Origin of the sequence: Micromonospora sp. NPDC048170 (assembly GCF_040652795.1) — a bacterium.
Classification (GTDB): Bacteria; Actinomycetota; Actinomycetes; order Mycobacteriales; family Micromonosporaceae; genus Micromonospora.
In genome coordinates this window covers 245,117-261,357 of sequence record NZ_JBEZMR010000005.1, presented here as the reverse complement: position 1 = coordinate 261,357, position 16,241 = coordinate 245,117, and the positions used below count along the sequence as shown (strand labels likewise).

At 73.0% G+C, this 16,241-nt stretch carries 14 protein-coding genes; 10 read left to right on the top strand and 4 right to left on the bottom strand.

Translation table 11 applies throughout. The features are described 5' to 3' along the window. Nucleotides 1-58: 58 nt before the first annotated feature. The 7 genes from AB0D32_RS11735 to AB0D32_RS11705 all read left to right on the top strand — a co-directional run bounded on the left by AB0D32_RS11735 (nt 59) and on the right by AB0D32_RS11705 (nt 10,320). Complete coding sequence (locus AB0D32_RS11735) at nt 59-721, top strand: hypothetical protein (RefSeq protein WP_357088037.1); 663 nt, start codon at nt 59-61, stop codon at nt 719-721. A gap of 132 nt (nt 722-853) precedes the next feature. Beyond that, nucleotides 854-1,789 carry an ATP-binding cassette domain-containing protein gene (locus tag AB0D32_RS11730; protein ID WP_357088034.1) on the top strand — a complete coding sequence of 312 codons (936 nt, stop codon included), beginning with the start codon at nt 854-856 and terminating at the stop codon, nt 1,787-1,789. Next, on the top strand, nt 1,786-2,598 hold the full coding sequence (locus AB0D32_RS11725) for an ABC transporter permease (RefSeq protein WP_357088032.1): 813 nt from the start codon (nt 1,786-1,788) through the stop codon (nt 2,596-2,598). Before AB0D32_RS11730 ends, AB0D32_RS11725 begins: the two co-directional genes overlap by 4 nt. 280 nt (nt 2,599-2,878) lie before the next feature. Further along, the gene (locus AB0D32_RS11720) at nt 2,879-6,652 is read left to right on the top strand and encodes a multifunctional oxoglutarate decarboxylase/oxoglutarate dehydrogenase thiamine pyrophosphate-binding subunit/dihydrolipoyllysine-residue succinyltransferase subunit (protein WP_357088029.1); all 3,774 of its coding nucleotides are present in this window, start codon (nt 2,879-2,881) and stop codon (nt 6,650-6,652) included. 152 nt (nt 6,653-6,804) lie between these two features. Beyond that, a complete protein-coding gene (locus tag AB0D32_RS11715) occupies nt 6,805-6,984 on the top strand; it encodes a DUF6104 family protein (protein WP_350680287.1) in 180 nt (59 codons plus the stop codon). A 103-nt stretch (nt 6,985-7,087) separates the two neighbouring features. Next, nucleotides 7,088-9,160, top strand: a complete 2,073-nt coding sequence (pta, locus tag AB0D32_RS11710; RefSeq protein WP_357088025.1) for a phosphate acetyltransferase — start codon at nt 7,088-7,090, stop codon at nt 9,158-9,160. Then, on the top strand, nt 9,157-10,320 hold the full coding sequence (locus tag AB0D32_RS11705) for an acetate kinase (RefSeq protein ID WP_357088022.1): 1,164 nt from the start codon (nt 9,157-9,159) through the stop codon (nt 10,318-10,320). The genes pta and AB0D32_RS11705 overlap by 4 nt, the downstream gene beginning before the upstream one ends. Nucleotides 10,321-10,341: 21 nt before the next feature. Here AB0D32_RS11705 and AB0D32_RS11700 read toward each other — a convergent pair whose 3' ends face one another. Further along, the gene (locus tag AB0D32_RS11700) at nt 10,342-10,512 is read right to left on the bottom strand and encodes a hypothetical protein (RefSeq protein WP_357088019.1); all 171 of its coding nucleotides are present in this window, start codon (nt 10,510-10,512) and stop codon (nt 10,342-10,344) included. Nucleotides 10,513-10,669: 157 nt separating this feature from the next. On the opposite strand from AB0D32_RS11700, the gene AB0D32_RS11695 reads away from it, so the two are divergent. The 3 genes from AB0D32_RS11695 (at nt 10,670) to AB0D32_RS11685 (ending at nt 13,387) form a co-directional block, all read left to right on the top strand. After that, nucleotides 10,670-11,560, top strand: coding sequence for an alpha/beta hydrolase (locus tag AB0D32_RS11695; protein WP_357088017.1), 891 nt, complete (start codon nt 10,670-10,672; stop codon nt 11,558-11,560). Between the two features lie 92 nt (nt 11,561-11,652). Then, nucleotides 11,653-12,186: an aminoglycoside adenylyltransferase gene (locus AB0D32_RS11690; protein WP_357088014.1), complete on the top strand. Its 534-nt coding sequence runs from the start codon at nt 11,653-11,655 to the stop codon at nt 12,184-12,186. 208 nt (nt 12,187-12,394) lie between these two features. Further along, nucleotides 12,395-13,387, top strand: coding sequence for a chlorophyllase (locus tag AB0D32_RS11685; RefSeq protein ID WP_357088012.1), 993 nt, complete (start codon nt 12,395-12,397; stop codon nt 13,385-13,387). 138 nt (nt 13,388-13,525) lie between these two features. On the opposite strand, the gene AB0D32_RS11680 is transcribed toward AB0D32_RS11685, so the two are convergent. The 3 genes from AB0D32_RS11680 to AB0D32_RS11670 all read right to left on the bottom strand — a co-directional run bounded on the left by AB0D32_RS11680 (nt 13,526) and on the right by AB0D32_RS11670 (nt 16,194). Further along, on the bottom strand, nt 13,526-14,488 hold the full coding sequence (locus tag AB0D32_RS11680; RefSeq protein ID WP_357088009.1) for a zinc-binding dehydrogenase: 963 nt from the start codon (nt 14,486-14,488) through the stop codon (nt 13,526-13,528). A 39-nt stretch (nt 14,489-14,527) separates the two neighbouring features. Further along, on the bottom strand, nt 14,528-15,703 hold the full coding sequence (locus AB0D32_RS11675; protein WP_357088006.1) for an NADP-dependent malic enzyme: 1,176 nt from the start codon (nt 15,701-15,703) through the stop codon (nt 14,528-14,530). A 140-nt stretch (nt 15,704-15,843) separates the two neighbouring features. After that, nucleotides 15,844-16,194, bottom strand: coding sequence for a S24 family peptidase (locus AB0D32_RS11670; RefSeq protein ID WP_357088004.1), 351 nt, complete (start codon nt 16,192-16,194; stop codon nt 15,844-15,846). Between the last annotated feature and the right edge of the window lie 47 nt (nt 16,195-16,241).

Below are 16,241 nucleotides of genomic sequence, written 5' to 3'. Positions count from 1 at the left end.
GCGAGGCTGCCGGGGGCGTACCGGCGACGGGGCCGGGCGTCGTCGCCGGAGGTGCCTGATGATCATCGAGTCGCGTTTCAACGGGCCACCCGGCTCGGGCAACGGCGGCTGGAGCGCGGGGGTCTTCGCCGCCGGGTCCGGCGCCCCGGGGCCGATCGAGGTGACGCTGCGTCGCCCGCCCCCGCTGGAGACCCCGCTCACTCTCGTCGACGGGGAGGTCCGCGACCCCGAGGGACTGGTCGTCGCCCAGGTCCGCCTCACGGAGGACCCCCGCGCGGTGGTGCCGCCGGTGGACCTGCCGGCCGCGCGGGCCGCCTCGACGGCGTACGCCGGGCTGGTCGACCACCCCTTCCCGGGCTGCTACGTCTGCGGCCCGGACCGGGTCGACGGGCTGCGGATCTTTCCCGGGCGGCTGCCGGACGGCCGTACCGCCGCGCCGTTCCGGGTGCCCGAGGCGGTCACGACGCCGACCGTCTGGGCCGCGCTGGACTGTCCCGGCGGCTGGGCGGTGATCGCCCCCGGCCGCCCGTACGTCCTCGGCCGGATCGCGGCGGTGGTCGCGGCGCTGCCGGAGCCGGGCGACGAGTGCGTGGTGACCGGCGTCATGGTCGGCGGCGAGGGCCGCAAGGCGCTCGTGCACACCAGCCTGTACGCCCCCGACGGCGCCCTTCTGGCGTGGGCCCGCGCAACCTGGATCGCCGTGGCGGACGACGCCGGATAATCGTCCCTGGGGATGAGGGCCTCCTGCCTGAGGCGGAGCTGGATCTAGGAAGCGCGCCTGATTGACCTGCTTGCGCCCGCCCGCCACGCTGTGTCACGGCGTACCCCGATGCCACCCGCACGAAGGAGAGCAATGACTGACGGGCAGAGAAGCCCCACCGGTGACGGTCAGATCGTGGTGTCCGGCCTGACGAAGCAGTACAAGAACCTCCGGGCCGTCAACAACCTGTCGTTCACCGTCGAACCGGGGCGGGTGACCGGCTTCCTCGGCCCCAACGGCGCCGGCAAGACCACCACGCTGCGAATGCTGCTGAACCTGGTGACACCGACCGAGGGGACGGCGACCATCAGCGGGCGGCGCTACGCCGACCTGACCGACCCGCTGCGGCACGTCGGCGCCGTACTGGAGGCGTCCAGCGCGCACAAGGGCCGCACCGGCATCAACCACCTGCGGGTGATCTGCGCGGCGGCGGGGCTGCCGAAGGAGCGGGCCGGCGAGGCGCTGGCGCAGGTCGGTCTGACCCCGGCGGCGAAGCGCAAGTTCAAGGGCTACTCGCTCGGTATGAAGCAGCGGCTCGGCATCGCCGCCGCCATGCTGGGCAACCCCCGGGTGCTGATCCTCGACGAGCCCGCCAACGGGCTCGACCCGGAGGGCATCCGCTGGATGCGCGGGTTCCTCAAGAGCCTCGCGCACGAGGGCCGCACCGTGCTGGTCTCCAGCCACCTGCTGTCGGAGATGCAGCTGCTCGCCGACGACGTGGTGATCATCGCCGCCGGGCAGCTGGTCCGGCAGGGCACGGTCGAGCAGGTGATCGGCTCGATGGCGCAGGGCGTCCGGGTGCGGGTCCGCACCCCGCAGGCCGACGCGCTGACCGCCGCCCTCAGGGAGGGGCCGGCCACCGTCGACGTCGACGAGCACGGCGCTCTGCTGGTGGGCGGGGTGGACGCCCCGACCGTGGGCCGGGTCGCCCTGACCGCCGGTGTCGAACTGCACGAACTGACCACGGAACGGCCCGACCTGGAACGGGTCTTCCTGGAGCTGACGGCCGGGAAGGCGGGCATCCGATGAACCTCGTCCGATCCGAGCTGCTCAAGATCCGCACCACCAGCGCGTGGTGGTGGCTGGCCATCGCCGCGTTCCTGTCGATCGTGCTGGCCTTCGCGTTCAACGCCTGGGTCGCCAACGAGGCGCTGAAGGGCAACGCGGAGGACCTGGGCCTCACCGGCGACGCGGCGTCCGCGGCGGCGCAGGCGGCGAACCTCTACACCTCCGGGCAGTACCTGGGCCTGATGTTCGTGATGCTGATCGGCATCCTGATGGTCACCAACGAGTTCTTCCACCAGACGGCGACCACGACGTTCCTGGCCACGCCACGGCGTACGTCGGTCATCGTCAGCAAGCTCGTCGCGGCCAGCCTGCTGGGCTTCGCGTTCTGGCTGGTGACCACCGTGATCGACCTGATCTCCGGGGCGGTGTTCCTGTCGGCCAACGGCCACGGCACCCTGCTCGACGAGTGGGCCGTGCAGCGGGCGCTGCTGCTCAACCTGCTGGCGTACGCGATCTGGACGGTCCTCGGCGTGGGCATCGGCACGCTGATCACCAACCAGCTCGGCGCGGTGATCACCGCCGCGGTGCTCTACCTGGTCGGCACGCAGGTGGTGGGGCTGCTGTTCATGCTGCTGGCGAACGTGCTGGACAGCCAGGCCGTGATCAAGTGGCAGGTGATCTGGCCGGCCGTCGCCTCGACGGTCATGGTCAGCGAGGGTCAGACGGACTTCACTCCCGCCTGGTGGGTCGGCGCGCTCGTGCTGATCGGCTACGCGGTGGTGAGCGGGGTGGTCGGCATCCTGATCACCCGGCGGCGCGACATTTCCTGACGGGCCGGACGACGGCGGCGGGAGTGGTGTCGGTCACCACTCCCGCCGCCGGGCACCGGTGCAAACCCACCCACCGGGGCCGTACCAGCAGTCGACCGGACACGCAGCGTTTGGTGAACTTCTGGCATCTTCTGTGAAACGGGCCACGCCGAGGAGGCGGAAATGCCTGCGGCATCCGTACGGCGTAGCCTGGGAGCCGTCTCGTGCGCGCCCGCAGGCCGGGCCGCAACAGGGACGCCGCGTGACACACAAACCCGCGTGAAAGAGGCGATTACCGGCCGTGTCGACCCAGCAGACTTCGCAGGAGAACCCACTGGCGGGTTTCGGTCCGAACGAGTGGATCGTCGAGGAGATGTACCAGCGCTACCTCGCCGACCCCACCAGCGTTGATTCGGCCTGGCACGACTTCTTCGCCGACTACCGCCCGGCGCCCGGCGCCGGCAAGCCGCGCGGAGCCGAGCAGGCCCCGAAGCCCACCGGCCAGCAGGAGCCCACCGCCAAGCCGGAGCCCGCCGGCCAGCAGGAGGCAGCCGCAGCGGTCGCGCAGCCGGCCGCCCCGAAGCAGGAGGCCGCGGTCGCGCAGCCGAAGCCGGCGGAGAAGAAGCCGGAGCCCCGGCCGGAGAAGCCCGCCGCCCCGGCCAAGCCGGCAGCCGCGAAGGCGGCCCTCGCCAAGCCCGCGGCGGCCAAGCCGACCGCCACCGGCCCGCAGACCACCCCGCTGCGCGGCGTGGCGGCGAAGATCGTCCAGAACATGGACGCCTCGCTGGCCGTGCCGACCGCCACCAGCGTGCGCGCCGTCCCGGCCAAGCTGCTGGTCGACAACCGCATCGTGGTCAACAACCACCTCACCCGCGGGCGCGGGGGCAAGGTCAGCTTCACCCACCTCATCGGGTACGCGCTGGTCCGCGCGGTGGTCGCCCACCCGGAGATGAACAACTCCTTCGCCGAGGTCGACGGCAAGCCGGTCATGGTCCGGCCGGAGCACGTCAACCTGGGCATCGCGATCGACCTGGTCAAGCCCGACGGCAGCCGCAACCTGGTGGTCCCCTCCATCAAGGGCTGCGAGCAGATGGACTTCCGGCAGTTCTGGCAGGCGTACGAGGACGTGGTCCGGCGCGCCCGCCGCAACGAGCTGACCATGGACGACTACTCCGGCACCACGATCTCGCTGACCAACCCCGGCGGCATCGGCACCGTGCACTCGATGCCGCGGCTCATGCAGGGGCAGAGCGCGATCATCGGCGTCGGCGCGATGGAATACCCGGCCCCCTACCAGGGCATGTCCGAGGCCACCCTGGCCGAGCTGGCCGTCAGCAAGGTCATCACCCTGACCAGCACGTACGACCACCGGATCATCCAGGGCGCCCAGTCCGGCGAGTTCCTCAAGGTCATGCACGAGCTGCTGCTCGGCGAGCACGGCTTCTACGACCAGATCTTCACCTCGCTGCGCATCCCGTACGAGCCGGTGCGCTGGATGCGCGACGTCGCGGTCAACAACGAGGGCCAGATCAACAAGACCGCCCGGGTGCACGAGCTGATCCACGCGTACCGGGTGCGCGGTCACCTGATGGCCGACACCGACCCGCTCGAGTTCAAGATCCGCAAGCACCCCGACCTGGACGTGCTCCAGCACGGGCTGACCCTCTGGGACCTCGACCGCGAGTTCCCGGTCAACGGCTTCGCCGGCAAGCAGCGGATGAAGCTGCGCGCCGTCCTCGGCGTGCTGCGCGACTCGTACTGCCGCCGCGTCGGCATCGAGTACATGCACATCCAGGACCCGGAGGAGCGGCGCTGGATCCAGGAGCGGATCGAGCGCAAGTACGAGAAGCCGTCGCCCGACGAGCAGAAGCACGTGCTCAACCGGCTCAACGCCGCCGAGGCGTTCGAGACCTTCCTCCAGACCAAGTACGTCGGGCAGAAGCGCTTCTCGCTGGAGGGCGGCGAGTCGCTGATCCCGCTGCTCGGCGAGGTGCTGGAGGCCTCCGCCGAGGGCGGGCTGGACGAGGTCGTCATCGGCATGGCCCACCGTGGCCGGCTCAACGTGCTGGCCAACATCGTCGGCAAGCCGTACGAGAAGATCTTCTCGGAGTTCGAGGGGCACCTGGACCCGCGCTCCACCCAGGGCTCCGGCGACGTGAAGTACCACCTGGGCCAGAACGGCAAGTTCACCACGCCCGACGGCGACCACGCGGTCAAGGTCTCGGTGGTGGCGAACCCGTCGCACCTGGAGGCCGTCGACCCCGTGCTGGAGGGCATAGTCCGGGCCAAGCAGGACCGCATAGACCTCAAGCTGGAGGGCTACACGGTGCTGCCGCTGGCGGTGCACGGTGACGCCGCCTTCGCCGGTCAGGGCGTGGTCGCCGAGACGCTCAACCTCTCGCAGCTGCGCGGCTACCGCACCGGCGGCACCGTCCACGTCGTCGTCAACAACCAGGTCGGCTTCACCACCGCCCCGGAGTACAGCCGCTCCAGCCTCTACAGCACCGACGTCGCCCGGATGATCCAGGCGCCGATCTTCCACGTCAACGGTGACGACCCCGAGGCCGTGGTCCGGGTCGCCCGGCTGGCCTTCGAGTACCGGCAGGCGTTCAACAAGGACGTCGTCATCGACATGGTCTGCTACCGCCGGCGCGGGCACAACGAGGGCGACGACCCCTCGATGTCCAACCCACAGATGTACAAGATCATCGACTCGAAGCGGTCGGTCCGGAAGCTCTACACCGAGGAGCTGATCGGGCGCGGCGACATCACCGTCGAGGACGCGGAGGAGCTGCTCCGCGACTACCAGTCGCAGCTGGAGCGGGTCTTCAAGGCCACCCGCGACGCGGCCACGACGCCTCGGCAGCACAGCCGCCCCAAGCGCGAGGACGAGCCGGAGCCGCAGGTCAAGACCGCCACCGACGCCGCCGTCGTCAAGGCCGTCGGCGAGGCACACGTCAACCTGCCCGAGGGCTTCACCCCGCACAAGCGGATCCAGCAGCTGCTCGAACGCCGGGCCAAGATGTCCGTCGAGGGCAACATCGACTGGGGCTTCGGCGAGATCATCGCGTTCGGCTCGCTGCTGCACGACGGGGTCACCGTCCGGCTCGCCGGTCAGGACTCCCGCCGGGGCACCTTCGTGCAGCGGCACGCCGCGGTGGTCGACGCCGAGACCGGCCAGGACCACCTGCCCCTGCAGTCGCTGACCGGCGACGGCGAGCGGTCCCGGTTCTTCGTGCACGACTCCCTGCTCAGCGAGTACGCGGCGATGGGCTTCGAGTACGGCTACTCGGTGGAGAACATCGACGCGCTGGTCGCCTGGGAGGCGCAGTTCGGCGACTTCGTCAACGGCGCCCAGTCGGTGATCGACGAGTTCATCACCTCCGGCGAGGTGAAGTGGGGCCAGCGCAACGCGGTCACCCTGCTGCTGCCGCACGGCCACGAGGGCCAGGGCCCGGACCACACCTCCGGCCGCCCGGAGCGGTTCCTGCAGATGTGCGCCGAGGACAACATGCGGGTGGCGATGCCGACGACCCCGGCGAACTACTTCCACCTGCTGCGCCGCCAGGCGCTGTCGCCGAAGCGCAAGCCGCTGGTGGTGTTCACGCCGAAGTCACTGCTGCGACACAAGCTCTGCGTCTCCCCGGTCGAGGACTTCACCACCGGTACCTTCCAGCCGGTGCTGCCCGACTCGGGCGCCCCGGCGCCGGAGCAGGTGAAGCGGGTGCTGCTCTGCTCGGGCAAGGTCTACTACGACCTGTTCCAGGCCCGCAGCGAGCGCGGCATCACCGACACCGCGATCATCCGGATCGAGCAGCTCTACCCGCTGCCGGTCGAGGAGATCCGGGCCGCCCTGTCCGCATACCCGAACGCCGAGGACTACGCCTGGGTGCAGGAGGAGCCGGCCAACCAGGGTGCCTGGTCGTTCGTCGCGCTCAACCTGCTGGAGCACCTCACGGACGTCCGGCTGCGCCGGATCTCCCGCCCGGCCGCGGCCGCCCCGGCCGTCGGCTCGGCGAAGATGCACGATGTCGAGCAGACCGCGCTGATCGAGGCGGCCCTGCCCCGCCCGTGATCTGATCGCAGCACCGCCGACCGGGGCAGGGACCGTCACCACGACGGCTCTGCCCCGGTTCGACGTTCGGCCCCGCTCCGGGGCGGTCCCACCCACGCCAGGCCCCCGCCCCGCACACCCGACCCCGACACCGACGAGCGAGGAACGACAGCATGTACTTCACGGACCGTGGAATCGAGGAGCTGGTGCAGCGGCGCGGCGAGGAGTCCGTCAGCGTCGAGTGGCTGGGCGAGCGCCTCCGCGACTTCGTCGACCTGAACCCCGAGTTCGAGACCCCAATCGAACGCTTCGCCACCTGGCTGGCCCGCTTGGACGACGAGGACGACGAGTAGTCCCCCAGCCCAACCCGCCCCGGCGTGTCGTGGCAACTTCATGATCGACGAAAGAGGGCGAAGGACCCGAGCCGGGTCTCCGGAGATCTTCTAGGGTGGGTGCGTGGCGCGGAGTGTGTACCTGACCAGCGTGGGGTCCGGCGGCGGAAAGTCGACCGTCGCCCTCGGGTTGGCGGAGCTGTTGTCCCGGCAGGTCGAACGGATCGGCGCGTTCCGGCCGCTGGTCCGCGGGCACGTCCCCGACCCGATCCTCGCCCTGCTCAGCGACCGCTACCGGATCGAGCTGCCGCTGGCCGACCTGAGCGGCGCCAGCTACGCCGAGGCGACCGCGCTGGTCGCCGACGGGCGGCGGGAGGAGCTGATCACCGGCATCGTCGAGCGGTACCGGGAGGTCGAGCGGCGCTGCCCCGCGGTGGTCGTGGTGGGCAGCGACTTCGCCGACGGCGGCGACGCGGCCGGCCCCCGCGAGCTGGCCTTCAACGCCCGGCTGGCCACCGAGTTCGGCAGCGTGGTGGTGCCCGTCGTCGACGGCTTCGAGCAGGAGCCGGCGGCGATCGCGGCGGCGGCGCGCGGGGCGTACCACGATCTGGTCGACCTCGGGGCGACGGTGTTGGCGGTGATCGCCAACCGGGTCCCCGGCCCGATGACGCTGCCCGAGCTGCCCGTCCCCACGTACGCCATCCCGGAGGTGCCGACCGTGTCGGCGCCGACGGTGGCCGAGGTGGCGGCGGCGCTCGGCGCCACCCTGCTCGCCGGGGACGACGACGCGCTCAGCCGCGACGTGCTCGACTACGTGGTCGGTGCCGCCCACGTGCCGACGCTGCTGGACCACCTCACCGACGGCGCCCTGGTGATCATGCCCGGCGACCGGGACGACCTGCTGGTGGCCACGAGCGCCGCACACGTGGCCGGGCAGGTGTCGGTCGCCGGGATGGTGCTCACCCTCGGCGAGCAGCCGGATCCACGGGCGATGCGGCTGGTGGAGGGGCTGAAGCCCGGCCTCGCGGTGCTCTCGGTGGCCAGCGACAGCTACGACACGGTCGCCGCGTCCAGCCGGATCGAGGGCCGGCCCAGCGCCGACAACCCGCGCAAGGTGGAAGCCGCGCTCGGGGCGTTCGAGCGCTGCGTGGACACCGACGACCTGGCCCGCCGGCTGCGGGTCAGCCGCTCCGAGCGGGTCACCCCACTGATGTTCGAGTACGACCTGATCGACCGCGCCCGGACGCGGCGCCGGCACCTCGTGCTGCCCGAGGGGGCGGAGGAACGGATCCTGCGCGCGACGGAGATCCTGCTGCGCCGGGGCGTCGCCGACATCACCCTGCTCGGCCGCCCCGACGACATCGCGCGGCGGACCCGCGAACTCGGCATCGACATCACCGGCGCGCGGGTGGTCGACCCGGTCGTCAGCGAGTGGCGCGACGAGTTCGCCACCACGTACGCCGAACTGCGCGCGCACCGCGGCCTCACCGTCGACCTGGCCCACGACATCGTCGCCCAGCCGAACTACTTCGGCACGCTCATGGTGCAGACGGGGCACGCCGACGGCATGGTCTCCGGGGCGACCCACACCACCGCCGCCACCATCCGTCCCGCGTTCGAGATCATCCGCACGGTGCCGGACGTCTCGGTCGCCTCCAGCGTCTTCTTCATGCTGCTCGCCGACCGGGTGCTGGTCTACGGCGACTGCGCGGTCAACCCCGACCCGGACGCCGCCCAACTCGCCGACATCGCCATCTCCTCGGCGGACACCGCCGCCCGGTTCGGCATCGAGCCGCGGGTCGCCATGCTCTCCTACTCCACCGGCAGCTCGGGGGCGGGCGCCGACGTGGAGAAGGTCGCGGCGGCCACCAAGCTGGTCCGCGAACGCCGGCCCGACCTGCTCGTCGAGGGACCGATCCAGTACGACGCGGCCATCGACCCGGCGGTGGCAGCGACGAAGCTGCCCGGCAGCGAGGTCGCCGGCCGGGCCACGGTCTTCATCTTCCCGGACCTGAACACCGGCAACAACACGTACAAGGCGGTGCAGCGCTCCGCCGGGGCGGTGGCCGTCGGGCCGGTGATGCAGGGCCTGCGCCGGCCGGTGAACGACCTGTCCCGGGGCGCCACCGTGCCGGACATCGTCAACACCGTGGCGATCACCGCCATCCAGGCCGCAGCCGCCGAGGAGTCGTCATGAACGCGCCGGTCGGCGGTGCCACCGCCACCCAGGATCCGCCCGCGGGCCGGGTCCTCGTCCTCAACTGCGGGTCGTCGTCGGTGAAGTTCCGGCTCTTCGACGGCGACCGGGTGGTCGACAAGGGCACCGTGGAGCGGGTCGGCGAGGCCGGCGGCGGGCCGGCCGACCACGAGACGGCCGTCCGGGGCATCCTCGACGGGCTCGACCTGAGCGGGTTGGTCGCCGTCGGGCACCGGGTGGTGCACGGCGGGAAGCGGTTCGGCGAACCGGTGCTGATCGACGACACCGTGCTGGCCGCGATCCGCGACCTGGTGCCGCTCGCGCCGCTGCACAACCCCGCCAACCTGACCGGCATCGAGGTCGCCCGGGCCGCGCTGCCGGAGGTGCCGCAGGTCGCCGTCTTCGACACCGCGTTCCACCACACCCTGCCCGAGGCCGCCGCGACCTACGCGATCGAACGGGACACCGCCGAGCGGTACGGCATCCGGCGGTACGGGTTCCACGGCACCTCGCACGCGTACGTGTCACGACGCACCGCCGAACTGCTCGGCCGCCCGTACGCGGAGGTGAACACGATCACCCTGCACCTCGGCAACGGCGCGAGCGCCTGCGCGGTGGCCGGCGGCCGGAGCGTGGCCACCTCGATGGGCATGTCCCCGCTCGAGGGCCTGGTGATGGGCACCCGCAGCGGCGACCTCGACCCGACCGTGATCTTCCACCTGCGGCGCGAGGGCGGGCTCTCCGTCGACGAGATCGACGACCTGCTCAACCATCGCAGCGGCCTGCTCGGGCTGACCGGCGCCAACGACATGCGCGAGGTGCTCACCCGCCGGGCGGACGGCGATCCGGCGGCGGCGCTCGCCTTCGACGTCTACTGCCGGCGGATCACCGGTTACGTCGGGGCGTACTACGCCCTGCTGGGCCGGGTCGACGCGATCACCTTCACCGCCGGTGTCGGCGAGCACGCCGCACCGGTCCGCGCCGCCGCCCTGGCCGGCCTGGACCGCCTCGGCGTCGCGGTCGACCCGCAGCGCAACGCCGGCACCGGCGACCGGGTGATCTCGCCGGAGGGCGCCGAGGTCACGGTCTGCGTCGTCGGCACCGACGAGGAGCGCGAGATCGCCCTCCAGACCCGTGCGGTGGTCGACGCGGCCGGCTGACCGCAGGCCTGGCGCGACCGCTCAGCTCAGAACCAACCAGGCGAGCAGTACGACCAGCACGACCGCGACCGCCGCCGCGCCGACGAACAAGGGCGTTCGGGACGCCGCGGCCGGCGCCTCGGGCTCGACGGTGTGGGCGAAGGCGCGGAACGCCGCTGTGTTGCCGCTCGGGTCGGCGTGGTTCTCAGGCATGGCGGTGACCCTAGCCAAGCCGGATCCGCGCCACCGTCCCCCACACGCGCTCCGGGGTCAGGTCGAGCCGGCCGGTGGAGACGATCCGGCCGGGTGGCGGGGCGTCCGATCCGGACGGCGGGGATGATCAGGGCGGCCGGACACCTACCGTGAACTGGTGGGGATCAAGCGGCTGGTCGCCGTACTGATGACGACGCTGCTGGCCGGTTGCGCCCCGGCGGCCACCGCCGCGCCCGGCGCACCGCCACCGGCCCGCCCGGCGCCCACGTCGGCCTACGCCGTCGGCGTACGCACGTTCACCCTCGACCCGACCTCGGCGCGCCCCCTGCCCGTGACCGTCTGGTACCCGGCGGACGGCAGCACGGTGGCCGCCGGGCGCTTCCCGGTGGTGGTCTACAGCCACGGGCTGCACAGCCTGCCCGAGCTGCACGCCGGGCTGACCACCCGCTGGGCGGCCGCCGGCTTCGTGGTGGCCGCCCCGGCCTACCCGCACACCCGGCGCGGCGCGGCCCGGTTCAGTCGTGCCGACGTACGCCACCAGCCGGCCGACGGCTGGCGCCTGATCCGGCATCTGGTACGGCTCGACACCCGGCCCGGGGACCCGCTCGCCGGGCACCTCGACGTCGCCCGGATCGCCGCCGCCGGCCACTCGGCGGGCGGCTTCACCACGGCCGGCATGTTCACCTCCGGACGGTCGGGGCGGCTGCGCGCCGGCATCGTGATCGCCGGCGGCGGTACGGCCGGCAGCTTCGCCGGGCCGGCCGCGCCGCTGCTCTTCGTGCACGGCACGGCCGACCGGATCGTGCCGGTGACGGTCGGCCGTGCCGCCTACCACCGCACGACCGGCCCGGCCGCCTTCCTGAGCCTGCTCGGGCAGGGCCACGGCGAATACCTGACCCCGGGGTTGCCGGGCTTCGACCAGGTGCTCGCCACCACCACCGACTTTCTCCGCTGGACCCTGTACGGCGACCCGCACGCCGGCCGTCGCCTGCCCGACGACGCCCACCGCCCCGGCGTGACGGCGTTCGAGACCCGCCCCGCCCGCTGACCCACCCCTCCGTCGCCGACCCCTGAAGCCCGTACGCGGCCGGCGGAGCAACGCCGTGGCGTGCAGGACGGCCGCCGGGTTACGGTGCCGCCGTGGACGGTCTCGCGGGGCGGCAACTGGACGGCATCGCCGAGCTGGCCGTGCTGGCGTCGGCGGCCGGCATCGAGGTGTGGCTGCGGGGCGGCTGGGCGATGGACTTCCACCTCGGCGAGGTCACCCGGCCGCACGTCGACGTCGACTGGTACTGCTGGCGGACCGACGCCGACCGGCTCGCCGGCCTGTTGTGCGGGCACGGCTGGCGGCCCGACCCCCGGATGCCTGTCGACGTTCAGCTCGACCTCGTCCGCGAGGACGTCGAGCTGAGCGTCGCGTACCTGGCCCGGGACGCGACGGGGCAGGTGGTGGTGGGTGCCGGCCCCTGGGCGGGCACGGCCCTGCCGGACGGGATGCTGGCCGGCCCGCCCGGTCGGATCGGCCCGCTGACCGTCCCGATGATCTCGGTGGCCGCCCAGGTCGAGTTCAAGGAGATGTTTCCCGTCTGGATGCCGGACCGGCCCCGACGCCCCAAGGACGCCGCCGACCTGACCCGCCTCCGCGCCACCGGCACCCCCGACCGGCACTCATGATCGGTTGACGCTCCACGCTCCCCAGGCCCACCCGGCCGACGCCAACAACCCCACCGCTGGACCGACCGGCGGTGATCAGGGCGTCATGTACCTCAAAACGGCCGGGAAAGGTCCATGCCGTCCTGATCACCGGGGCGCTACGGATGCGGGCGGAGTTGCGTGTCGATCGCCGGTGGACGGGGGCGCGGCGGGAGGCACAATCAGTCCCATGCCGCGTCGCGTCATCCCCGCCCTGCTCGCCACCGCCCTGCTCACCGCCGGTCTGGTCGGCTGCTCCCGCGACGCCACCGGGCCCGCCCCGCAGGCGACCGCCCCGGCGCCGCCCGCGCAGGCGACCGCCCCGACACCACAGGCAGCCGCCCCGACGCCACAGGTGCCCGCCGGCACCGCGCCCGACAAGGTCTTCGCCGTCGGCGTACGCCAGCTGAAGCTGAACCGCGACGGGAAGCGGCCCCTGCCGGTGACCGTCTGGTATCCGGCGGCCGGGAAGCCCGGCGGGCAGCCGGAGCGTTCGGCGGACGCCGCCGGCGGGAAGTTCCCCGTCGTCATGTTCAGCCACGGGCTGGGCGGACGACCGGCCGACTACGCGGCGCTGCTGACCCGCTGGGCGGCGGCCGGTTTCGTGGTGGCCGCGCCGACCTTCCCGCGCACCTCCCGGGGCGGCGACGGCAACGTGCTCGACGTGCTCAACCAGCCGGCCGACGTGTCGTACGTGCTGACCCAGGTGCTCGCCCTCGACGCGAAGGCGGGCGATCCGCTGCGCGGCCGGCTGGCCGTCGACCGGGTGGCGGCGGCCGGGCACTCGGCCGGCGGGGTGACCACCATCGGCCTGTTCACCGCCGGCCGGGACGAGCGGCTGGACGCCGGGGTCGTCTTCGCCGGCACGGCGCTCGGCGTCGGCACGGCCTTCGCGGGCGCCGCCGCCCCGCAGCTCTTCGTGCACGGCGAGGCCGACGAGGTGGTCGAGTACGCCGCCGGCAGAGCCGTCTACGACAAGGTGCCGTGGCCGAAGGCGATGCTGAGCCTGCCGAAGGGCGACCACGGCCGGGCGCTGCTCAGCGACGGCGCCGCGCTGCGGGTGGTCTCGGACACCACGGTCGAGTTCCTGCGCTGGTCGCTCTACGGCGACGCGGCCGCCAAGGGCCGCATCCCCACCGACGCCGCCCGCGACGACATCGCCACCCTCGACAACCGCCTCTGACCGCCCCGCCCCGGCGACGGGTGCCCGCGCCCGATGGGCGAGCCGGCGGACCGGGCACCAGAGCGTCGCGCGTGCCGTGGCGGCGCCGGTACGGAGCGGCCGCACCAGCCGCGTCGGGCAGAACGGCGCGTCAGGCGCTCAGGCGGTGTGGTCGACGACGACCTTGCCGAAGACGTCGCCGGAGTGCAGGCGGGCGAAGGCGTCGGCGACCCTGCTGAACGGCACCACCGTGTCCACCACCGGGCGCACGCCGCGCTCGGCGCAGAACGCGAGCAGGGCGGCCAGCTCGTCGGAGGTGCCCATCGAGGTGCCCAGGATCTCCAACTGCATGGCGAAGACCCGGCGCAGGTTGACCTTCGGCTCGTGCCCGGCGGTGGCGCCGGAGACGACGATCCGGGCCCCCGGCGCGGCGGACTTCAGCGAGTGGTCGAAGGTGGCCGCGCCGACCGTCTCGACGACCACGCCGACCCGCTCCGGCAGCCGGGCGCCGGGCTCGACGGCGGTGGCGCCCAGCTCGGCGATCCGCTCCCGCTTGGCGGCGTCGCGGCTGGTCGCGTACACCCGCTTGCCCATCGCGGCGGCGAGCACGACGGCCGCGGTGGCCACGCCCCCGCCGGCGCCCTGGACCAGCACGGCGTCGGCCTCGTCGACCCGGCCCACGGTGGTCAGCATCCGCCACGCGGTCAGCCAGGCGGTCGGCAGGCAGGCCGCGTCCGCCGCCGCCAGGCCCGCCGGCAGCGCCAGCAGGTTCGACCGGGGTACGGCGACCCGCTCGGCCAGCGTGCCGGGGAAGTGCTCCGACAGGATGGAGACACCACGCGGGTCGCCAGGCGTGGGGATCACCGGGTAGACGACGACCTCGTTGCCGTCCGGGTCCACCCCGACGGCGTCGCAGCCGAGGACCATCGGCAGCTGCTCCGCGCGCAGCCCGACCCCCCGCAGCGACCAGAGGTCGTGGTGGTTGAGGGAGCTGGCCCGCACCTGCACGGTCACCCAGTCGGCGGCCGGGTGGGTCGGCTCGGGCTGCTCGCCGACGGTGAGCGCGGCGAGCGGGTTGGCGTCGTCGAAGCGGGAGACGAAGGCGGCACGCATGATCGGCACGGTAACAAGCCAGGCCGCCGACAAGAAGGCCTACACCCTTCAGCGGGTCACGCCGTCGCGGCGGGCGGCCTCCGCAACCGCCTCGGCCACCGCGGGGGCGACCCGGGGATCGAGCGGGGACGGGACGATCGCCTCGGCGGTGAGCGACTCGGCCACCACTCCGGCGATGGCGTCGGCGGCGGCGACCTTCATCCCGTCGGTGATCCGGGTGGCCCGGGCGTCCAGCGCGCCCCGGAACACGCCCGGGAAGGCCAGCACGTTGTTGATCTGGTTGGGGTAGTCGCTGCGGCCGGTGGCGACGACCGCCACGTGCCGGGCGGCCACCTCCGGGTGCACCTCGGGCGTCGGGTTGGCCAGCGCGAAGACGATGCCGCCGGGGGCCATGCCGGCGACGGCCGCCTCCGGGATCTGCCCGCCCGAGACGCCGATCAGCACGTCCGCGCCGCGCAGCGCCTCGGTGATGTCGCCCGCACGACCGTCGGCGTTCGTGCTCGCCGCCAGCTCGGCCTTGGTGCCGGTCAGCTCCGGCCGGTGCCGGCCGATGATCCCCTTGGAGTCGCAGACCACCACCTGGTCGGGGTTCACGCCGCCGGCGACCAGCATCTTCGTCACCGCGACCCCGGCCGCGCCGGCGCCGCTGACCGCCACCCGCAGGTCGCCGAGCTTGCGGTCGAGCAGCGTGGCGGCGTTGCGCAGGGCGGCGAGCACGACGATCGCCGTGCCGTGCTGGTCGTCGTGGAAGACGGGGATGTCCAGGGCCTCGTCCAGGCGGCGTTCCACCTCGAAGCAGCGCGGGGCGCTGATGTCCTCCAGGTTGATCCCGCCGAACGACGGGGCCAGCGCGCGCACCACGGCCACGATCTCGTCCACGTCCTGCGTGTCCAGGCAGACCGGCACCGCGTCGACCCCGCCGAACTGCTTGAACAGCACCGCCTTGCCCTCCATCACCGGCAGCGCCGCGCGCGGGCCGATGTTGCCCAGCCCGAGCACGGCCGAGCCGTCGGTGACGACCGCGACGGTGTGCGACGCCCAGGTGTAGTCGTCGGCGAGTGTCGGGTCGGCGGCGATCGCCTCGCAGACCCGGGCCACACCCGGGGTGTACGCGAGGGAGAGGTCCTCCCGGCTGGTCAGCGGGACGGTCGAGGCGACGGCCATCTTGCCGCCACGGTGCAGCCGGAAGACGGGATCAGCGGGGTCCACGGTGGACGATGACATGGTGACTCCAGGATCTGTCGAGCAGACGGGGCGGCCGGCGCGGACGCGAGGTGAGGCGCCCAACGGCGGCACGCGGTGCGGGGGTCACCCGGGCACCTTTCGAGCATAGTGTCGCCACTGTTACGCCGATGTGAGCGGGGTCATATCCGACGCGGGCGCACCCGCGCGGGCCGGGGCCAGTAGCGGGCCACCACGCGGCCCCGCACGTCGGCCACCCCGTACGCCCGGGAATCGTCGGTGACCAGGTCGTTGTCGCCGCGCAGCCACCAGCCGCCGTCCTCGGCGCGGACCGCGCGTTTGACCACGAGCAGGTCGGGGCGGCTGCGGAAGACCGCGACGACGACGTCGCCGGGGCGGACGGCCCGGCCACCCGGGCGGACCAGCACCGCGTCGCCGTGCCGCAGCGTGGGCGACATGGACGGACCGGTCACCAGTACGGCGGTCAGCGGCCACCGCAGCCGGGGCGTGCCCGGCGGGTGGTCGGTCCCCATCGGTTTCCCCTCTACCCTGCCTCCCCCGGGCACGCCCAGGAGTAATG